An 8,403-nucleotide genomic window follows, 5' to 3' on the forward strand; every position below is an offset into this window, starting at 1 on the left:
CCTAAGAGGCCCTCGGCCAGGGTTCCGAACAATTGGTTGCGGATACAGACATGGCCGGGTGTTGGCCTGCGTTAATACGCGTCGCCCGTCTCTATGACGAACTGCTCAACTGCGGCGGCAAGGGCCTGGTTCGCGCTGCACCGCCAGCACGGTGAGCTCGTCTCCGCGCTTCCAAAGACCTTGCCGCCACGGCTCTTGCGCCCGCCTACTGGTCAATCCATACGGCGTCCGGGCGATCAGAGTGCAGGCGGAGTGAGCCGCGGACACAAGCGAACATCACCCTTGACCAATACCCCTACGGGGTATAGGTTCATTGGTGTTCGGATTGATCCGAGCCATCGGATGTCTCAACGAACTACACCCGTCAACGGAAGGAGCCGTCATGGCTACCAGCACCAAGGAGTACACCGTCCAGGGCATGACCTGCGGACACTGTGAGTCGTCGGTCAAGGAGGAAGTCGGCGAAATCGCGGGCGTCTCCATGGTGGAGGCCTCGAGCAAGACCGGAACGGTGTCGGTCTCCGGCGAGGGCTTCACCGACGAGCAGGTCGTCGCCGCCGTCAAGGAAGCCGGCTACACCGTCACCTCTTGACGCGAAGCGATCTCGCCAGCCCCAGCAGCTGGCGAGATCCCTGGCCCCGAGCACACCACCCGTTCACCGTGAAGGATTGATCCTCGATGACCCAGACTCAACCCTCCCAGATGCACCCCGCGGTGGATCTGATCGACATAGATCTGGGCGTCACGGGCATGACCTGCACTTCGTGCTCGGGGCGGGTCGAGCGCAAGCTCAACAAGCTCGACGGGGTGGACGCCACGGTCAACTTCGCCACCGAGTCCGCGTCCATCTCCTTCGACCCGAGCAAGGTCGACACGGACGCGCTCATCGAGACCGTGCGCGGTGCGGGATACGACGCGTTCACGATGAAGAATGACGACGACCAGGCTGTGGACGCAACTTCCGCAGGTGGCGGCGCCGGTCCCCGAGACCAGATCGAGGAGGCCAGGGAACGCGAGACCGCAGACCTCAAACACCGTCTGATTGTCTCGGCTGCACTCACGGTCCCGGTGGTCTTGCTGAGCATGATCCCGGCACTGCAGTTCACCAATTGGCAGTGGGCCGTGCTGACCATGGTCACCCCCATCTTCTTCTGGGGAGGCGCACCCTTCCACAAGGCCACCCTCGCCAACCTGCGGCACGGCTCGTTCACCATGGACACCCTGGTCTCCATGGGCACGGCGGCCGCCTACCTCTGGTCACTGTGGGCACTGTTCCTCGGCAACGCCGGCATGCCCGGCATGACCATGGAAGTGCATCTGCTGCCCACAAACTCCACGATGGACGAGATCTATCTGGAGACCGCCGCCGTGGTGATCTCCTTCCTGCTGCTGGGCCGCTGGTTTGAAACCAAGGCCAAGGGGCAGTCCTCCGCCGCACTCAAGGCGCTCCTCGACATGGGAGCCAAGGACGCCGCCGTCCTCCGCGACGGCGTCGAGGTCCGCATCCCCGTGGGTCAGTTGAAGGTCGGCGACATCGTCGTGGTGCGCCCGGGCGAAAAGATCGCCACCGACGGTCGCGTCACCGAGGGTTCGTCCGCGATCGACGAGTCCATGCTCACCGGCGAATCCGTCCCGGTTGAGGTCACGTCCGGCTCCACGGTGACCGGCGCAACCATGAACACCTCGGGAAGACTGCTGATCGAGGTCACCCGCACCGGCGAGAACACCACACTGTCCCAGATGGCCAAGCTGGTCACCGAGGCGCAGTCCAAGAAGGCCCCGGTCCAACGACTGGTCGACCGCATCTCGCAGGTCTTCGTGCCCATCGTGATCGTCATCGCGATCATCACCCTGCTCGTGCACTTGTTTGTGGTGGGAGCGGGACTGGCCACCGCGTTCACCGCCGCCGTGGCCGTGCTCATCATCGCCTGCCCGTGCGCACTGGGCCTGGCCACTCCCACCGCACTCCTGGTCGGTACCGGCCGCGGCGCCCAGATGGGACTGCTCATCAAGGGGCCCGAGGTCCTAGAGTCCACCCGGCGCGTCGACACCATCGTCATGGACAAGACCGGCACCGTCACCTCCGGAGTGATGTCCGTCAGCCAGGTCACCACTGCCGCCGGATTCGACCGGACGGATCTGCTGGTCAAGGCCGCTGCGGTGGAGGCCGCGTCCGAGCACCCGATCGCCCAGGCCATCGCCCGCGAGGGTGCAAAGAGTCTGGCGGGCGAGGGCCCCGTGGCCGACAGGGAGGCCGGATCCGCCATTCTGCCGGAGGTCACCGGGTTCACCAATACTGCAGGCCGTGGCGTCACGGGCACCGTCGACGGTGCCGTGGTGACCATTGGTCGCCCTGAGGGCTCCCTGCCGGCGGACCTGCGGACCGCGTTCGACGATGCCCAGAAGCAGGGCGGCACCCCTGTGGTCGCCCAGATCGACGGCACCGTCGCGGGCGTGATCACCGTCCGCGACACCGTCAAGCCCACCTCCGCCGAGGCGGTAGCCGGACTCAAAGCTCTCGGATTGACCCCGTGGCTACTCACCGGCGACAACGCCGGAGCCGCACGTGTCGTGGCCAGCGAGGTCGGCATTGATCCGGCCAACGTGATCGCCGAGGTCATGCCCCACGACAAGGTCGCCCAGATCGAGAAACTGCAGGCCAAGGGCAAGAACGTCGCCATGGTCGGCGACGGCGTCAACGACGCGGCAGCTCTCGCCCGGGCCGAGCTCGGACTGGCGATGGGCGCCGGCACGGACGTGGCGATCGAAGCCTCCGACATCACTCTGATGAACGACGACCTGCGATCCGCCGTGGACGCGATCAGGCTGTCACGCCGGACCCTGGGCACCATCAAGGGCAACCTATTCTGGGCGTTCGCCTACAACGTCGCACTGATCCCCGTCGCTGCGATCGGACTGCTCAATCCCATGCTCGCAGGCGTCGCAATGGCGTTCTCGAGTGTGTTCGTGGTGACCAACTCCCTACGCCTGCGCGGGTTCACCTCAAGCCACGCGACCCCCAACCACGACCAGACCAGGAGCCAGCAATGACGGATACCCCGGACCTCGCCATCGACCCTGCAGCCGAGCACGATGCCGAAGCCGCTGGCTGCGAGACCCACAGTCACCACGGCTACATGAAGGAAAAGGACCGCTACAAGGCCCGGCTCAAGCGGATCGAGGGCCAGGTGCGGGGCATCCACCGCATGATCGATGAGGAGCAGTACTGCATCGACATCCTCACCCAGGTCAGCGCCATCAATTCCGCACTGCGCAACGTCGCCCTCGGCCTGCTCGACGACCACATGCGCCACTGCGTCGCCGACGCAGTGAACGAGTCCGACGAGGCCGCAGAGATCAAATTCAAGGAAGTGGCCGACGCCATCGCCCGCTTCTCCCGCTAAGCGGGGGCGGGTAGGTGCATGGGAGGCCCCGGCAAGGTCGCGAGCAGGATGCTTCGCGGATGTAGCCGAGCCCCGAAATTCGGTGAACACGCCTCACCAACATACCCCGTTGGGGTATAGTTTGCGGGTGGGAAAGCCAATGAACTCGCACGGCAGAAACCAGGAGAGAACATGACATCTGATCGAATTCAGGATCCGGTCGACGCCGCCGGTTAGCTCGACGAACTCGCGGGCCCTATCCCGGGCTGGCAACCCGGTTGTTCCAATCGTCCCAGGCCATCACCGCAGGTCGTCACCGAAAAAGCCTTCGGGTTCGAGCAATGTGGCTACGGAGTCGGGCCAAAGGCAGCTCACCCTGGCCCACGCCCTTGGGCGCCCGAAAGACCAGCAGCGGCGGAGGGTGCTTCCATCGTTCCGAGCGCCCTAGAAGGGAGCCGCCATCATCGTGGCGCCAGCCCGAACCACTCCCCTGACGAACATCTTGAGCAAACCTTCACACAATCTCCACCACAATCCGCTGGCTCACCCACGATCCTGACTGTCGGCCGGACCCCAGAACGCCAGGACGTGCGTCATCACCGACGGGAACGGCGATCCTGGGATGGGCGGTGTCACGAACGTGGTCGGCCGAGCACAGATGTCAGCACGATTCGATACCCTGCGGCGGTATCGGCTCGTGGCCCGGAGCAACTGCTACTTGGCCCCACGGGAAGAGATGTCCATGACCCCTAGAACACATCATGCGCTAGGGCTCACCGCTGTCAGGGAATCATGTTCTTGCTGTTTCACTCCCTCGAAACTCCTGCATATCGAAGCTGCCGGACGCATGCCGCTCGAAGATCACGCCAACCAGGTGGCAATGGACAAGACGGAAGGGACCAAATGAATCAGTCGCACGATCATCATGACCACGCCCACAGTCACGGATCCGGCGGAGCCGCGGCCGGGCACCTCAACGAGCGAGACACGGCGGTAGCTGAGCACCATCACCCGGACGGGCCCCAGGAGACGACGGGCCACGCCCATGCGGGGCAGCATCACGCTGGCCATGAAGACCATGGCGGTCATGCCGGGCACGGAGACCATGTCGGGCAGTTCCGACGTTTGTTCTGGATCATGCTCGTCTTGGCGGTGCCGGTGGTCGGCTTCAACGAGATGTTCGCCGACCTCATCGGTTACCAGCTGCCCGACGCCGGATGGGTGTGGTGGGTCTCCCCCATCCTGGGCACAGTGATCTACCTCTGGGGCGGCCGGCCGTTCCTGACCGGCGCTCTCTCCGAGGTCCGCGCTCGTCAACCCGGCATGATGCTGCTCATCGGCTTGGCGATCACCGTGGCGTTCATCGCCTCCTGGGGCGCAAGCCTGAGCTTGTTGGATCATGAGCTGAACTTCTGGTGGGAACTGGCGCTGCTGGTAGTCATCATGCTGCTGGGCCACTGGATCGAGATGCGCTCCCTGGCGCAAACCACCTCTGCACTCGACTCCCTGGCGGCACTGCTACCCGATGAGGCCGAGAAGGTCGACGGCGACGACGTGGTCACCGTCGCACCGGCCGATCTGGCGGTCGGCGACGTCGTGATTGTCCGCCCCGGTGCTTCTGTGCCCGCCGACGGCAAGATTATCGACGGCTCGGCCAGCATGGACGAATCCATGGTCACCGGCGAGTCCAAGGCGGTCCGCCGTGAGATCGGCGAGCAAGTGGTCGCCGGCACGGTGGCCACCGACTCCGGCTTGCGCGTCGAAGTCTCCGCAATCGGTGACGACACTGCCCTGGCCGGAATTCAGAAGCTGGTGGCCGACGCGCAGGCATCCTCCTCGCGTGCCCAGCGCATCGCCGACACCGCGGCCGGCTGGTTGTTCTGGTTCGCCCTCGCATCGGCGGCGATCACCGCTGTCATCTGGAGTGTTCTGGGGATGCCGGATGCGGCGGTGGTGCGCACGATCACCGTGCTGGTGATCGCCTGCCCGCACGCCCTGGGATTGGCGATCCCGCTGGTGGTCTCGATCGCCACCGAACGCGCCGCCCGCGGCGGCGTACTGATCAAGGACCGCCTCGCGCTCGAATCGATGCGCACCGTCGACGCCGTCCTGTTCGACAAGACCGGCACCCTGACCAAGGGCGAACCCACCGTCACCGGAATCGAACCGATCGAGGGACACACCCAAGACGAGGTACTCGCCCTCGCCGCGGCGGCCGAGAGCGACAGCGAGCACCCGCTCGCCAGAGCCGTGGTCGGGGCCGCAAGGGCCCGCGAACTGACCGTGGCGAAGGCGACCGACTTCTCCTCCTCGCCAGCTGTGGGCGTGAAGGCCACGGTGGAGGGCACCGTGGTCGAGGTCGGCGGCCCCTATCTCCTCGACCAGCACGATCGCGACGAACTCCCCGTCGCCGATCAGTGGCGTACCGAGGGCGCGATCATCCTGCACGTCCTCGCCGAGGGCCGGGTGATCGGCGCGCTGCGGTTGGCCGATGAGATCCGGCCCGAGTCCCGTGACGCCGTCGACGCGCTCCATGCTGCCGGTGCGCAGGTCGTCATGATCACCGGCGATGCTCAGGCCGTCGCTGACACCGTCGCCGCCGAGCTCGGCATCGACCGGGTCTTCGCCGGGGTCCGGCCAGAAGACAAGGCCGCCAAGGTCGCCCAACTCCAGCACGAAGGCAAGAAGGTCGCCATGGTCGGCGACGGGGTCAACGACGCGCCCGCACTGGCCCAAGCCGATGTGGGCATCGCCATCGGCGCCGGGACCGACGTGGCGATCGGCTCCGCCGGCGTCATCCTGGCCTCATCGGATCCCCGCTCTGTGCTCTCGGTCATCGAACTCTCCCGGGCGAGCTACCGCAAGATGAAGCAGAACCTGTGGTGGGCCGCCGGCTACAACCTTGCCGCCGTGCCTCTCGCCGCCGGCGTGTTGGCTCCGATCGGATTCGTGCTGCCCATGAGCGTCGGCGCCATCCTCATGTCGCTGTCAACAGTCGTTGTTGCCCTCAACGCCCAGCTGCTGCGGCGCCTCGACCTGAGCCCAGAATCCGTCACAAGAGCGATGGAGCGAGGATAACCACCATGACAACCACCGACACCTCTCGGCGACGAGTCGCATCCGCGTTCCTTGCTGCCGCCGCGTTGACTCTCGCCGGCTGCTCGACCGGACCGTCAGGCAACGCGTCGACAGAACCACCCGTCACCTCGTTGGAGTCCTACGATCTCGCCGGCCTCGAGGCACCCCAGATCATCAACACGCTCGACACCATGCCGGTGGCCGACAGGCCGAACGATCTGATCGCCTCGGTGCAGCCGACTGAGCTCGTCTTGACCAGTGGCGATGAGAGCCTCGAGACGATTCCTATTCCAGAGGACCAGTTCTATCTGTCAGTGGCTCCGTATTACACGAGCACCCACCCCTGCCGATTCCACAGCCTGACCACTTGCCTCGGCGAGATCGCCAACGAACAGGTGCACGTCACAGTCACCGATAACGCCTCCGGTGACACCCTCATCGACGAACCGCGCATCACCTACGACAACGGCTTTCTCGGGCTCTGGCTACCGCGAGGCATCACGGCCACGCTCACCATCGACCACGACGGCAGAACGGCCACCGCTCCGATCTCCACGGGCGACGATGACCTCACCTGCCTGACCACTATGCAACTCGCCTGACATCCCCACTCGCGCCGATATCGCCACCGACGCGGCCACCCACCGGCAGGAAGGTAGTGCGGTCAGCATGGACCACAGCACACAGTCCCAAGACAAGCTCACTCTCACCGGATCCGTCGCGCTGGGAACCGGGGTAATGATCGGAGCCGGCATCTTCGCCCTCGTGGGCCAGGTCGCGGAATTGGCCGGCGGCTGGGTGCCGTGGGCGTTCCTCGCCGGCGCGGTGGTAGTGGCGTTCAGTTCCTACTCCTACATCCGGTACTCGGCCATCAACCCGTCCTCGGGCGGGATCGCGATGCTGCTCAAAGCCGCCTACGGGCCCGGGGTGGCGGCCGGCACGTTCTCCCTGTTCATGTACGTGTCGATGATCCTCGCCGAGTCCCTGCTGGGGCGGACCTTCGGCACCTACGTGCTGCGGCCGTTCGGCATGCAGGACTCCTCCCTGTGGGTGCCGGTGCTGGCAGTGCTCGCCATCGCCGCCGCCGCGCTGGTCAACCTGGTGGGCAACCAGTGGGTCGAGCGGTCAGCCACCGCTACCGCGGCGCTCAAGATCGTGGGCATCGCTGTGCTGGCGATCGCCGGCATCCTGGCCGCGGGCGTGTCCTCGCTGGACCGACTGTTCACCGTCGCCGAACGCACCCCACCGGAGCACGGCTGGATGGGCTTTCTGGCCGGGGTGACCCTGTGCATCCTGGCCTACAAGGGCTTCACCACGATCACCAACCAGGGCGCGGACCTACGGGACCCGGAGCGCAACATCGGCCGCTCCATCATGATCTCCATCGCCCTGTGCACCGTCCTCTACCTGTTGATCACCGTCGCAGTAACCGCCAGCCTGACCGTTCCGCAGATCATCGGGGCCCGCGACTACGCCCTCGCCGAGGCTGCCAAGCCGATGTTCGGATCCTGGGGCGTCACGCTGACCGTGATCATCGCGGTGGTGGCGACGCTGTCAGGACTCATCGCGAGCTTGTTCTCTGTCTCCAAGCTCTACGACATGCTCCGCGACATGGGCCAGGTGCCGGGACTACCCGGGGCCGGCGGACACCAGTCGCTCTACATCACAGCCGGCCTGGCGATCCTCATGGCAGCCTTCTTCGACCTGTCACAGATCGCCTCCCTGGGGGCGATCTTGTACCTGGCAATGGACATCGCCATCCACTACGGGATCGTCCGACGCCTCAAGGACGACGTCAATGCCAAGGCGTGGATCCCGTGGGTCGCGATCGTCCTCGACGTCGCAGTGCTCGTACCCTTCCTCCTGCTCAAGGCGCAGTCCGACCCACTCACGCTGGGCATCACCGCGATCGTGGCCCTAGTGGGTATCTCCGTTAGTGCGT

The 8,403-nt window shown here is 65.5% G+C and carries 7 protein-coding genes; 6 read left to right on the forward strand and 1 reads right to left on the reverse strand.

The window, feature by feature from the left end:
- The first annotated feature begins 382 nt into the window (after positions 1-382).
- From G6021_RS16700 to G6021_RS16710, 3 genes are all read left to right on the forward strand, one after another.
- Positions 383-592, forward strand: coding sequence for a heavy-metal-associated domain-containing protein (locus tag G6021_RS16700; RefSeq protein ID WP_007625927.1), 210 nt, complete (start codon positions 383-385; stop codon positions 590-592).
- Positions 593-678: 86 nt separating this feature from the next.
- The gene (locus G6021_RS16705; RefSeq protein ID WP_182611234.1) at positions 679-3,051 is read left to right on the forward strand and encodes a heavy metal translocating P-type ATPase; all 2,373 of its coding nucleotides are present in this window, start codon (positions 679-681) and stop codon (positions 3,049-3,051) included.
- Positions 3,048-3,404, forward strand: a complete 357-nt coding sequence (locus G6021_RS16710) for a metal-sensitive transcriptional regulator (RefSeq protein ID WP_017838595.1) — start codon at positions 3,048-3,050, stop codon at positions 3,402-3,404. The genes G6021_RS16705 and G6021_RS16710 overlap by 4 nt, the downstream gene beginning before the upstream one ends.
- Before the next feature lie 840 nt (positions 3,405-4,244).
- Here G6021_RS16710 and G6021_RS17955 read toward each other — a convergent pair.
- Positions 4,245-4,490 (reverse strand): hypothetical protein, encoded by a 246-nt coding sequence (locus G6021_RS17955; protein ID WP_007625921.1) that lies wholly within the window; start codon positions 4,488-4,490, stop codon positions 4,245-4,247.
- 30 nt (positions 4,491-4,520) lie between these two features.
- On the opposite strand from G6021_RS17955, the gene G6021_RS16720 reads away from it, so the two are divergent.
- From G6021_RS16720 to G6021_RS16730, 3 genes are all read left to right on the forward strand, one after another.
- Positions 4,521-6,461, forward strand: a complete 1,941-nt coding sequence (locus tag G6021_RS16720) for a heavy metal translocating P-type ATPase (RefSeq protein ID WP_182611245.1) — start codon at positions 4,521-4,523, stop codon at positions 6,459-6,461.
- Between the two features lie 5 nt (positions 6,462-6,466).
- Positions 6,467-7,063 (forward strand): CueP family metal-binding protein, encoded by a 597-nt coding sequence (locus G6021_RS16725; RefSeq protein ID WP_182611235.1) that lies wholly within the window; start codon positions 6,467-6,469, stop codon positions 7,061-7,063.
- A gap of 67 nt (positions 7,064-7,130) precedes the next feature.
- A partial coding sequence (locus G6021_RS16730) for an APC family permease (RefSeq protein ID WP_182641772.1) occupies positions 7,131-8,403 on the forward strand: 1,273 nt, incomplete at its 3' end.

The organism is Dietzia sp. CW19, assembly GCF_014145265.1.
GTDB lineage: Bacteria > Actinomycetota > Actinomycetes > Mycobacteriales > Mycobacteriaceae > Dietzia > Dietzia natronolimnaea.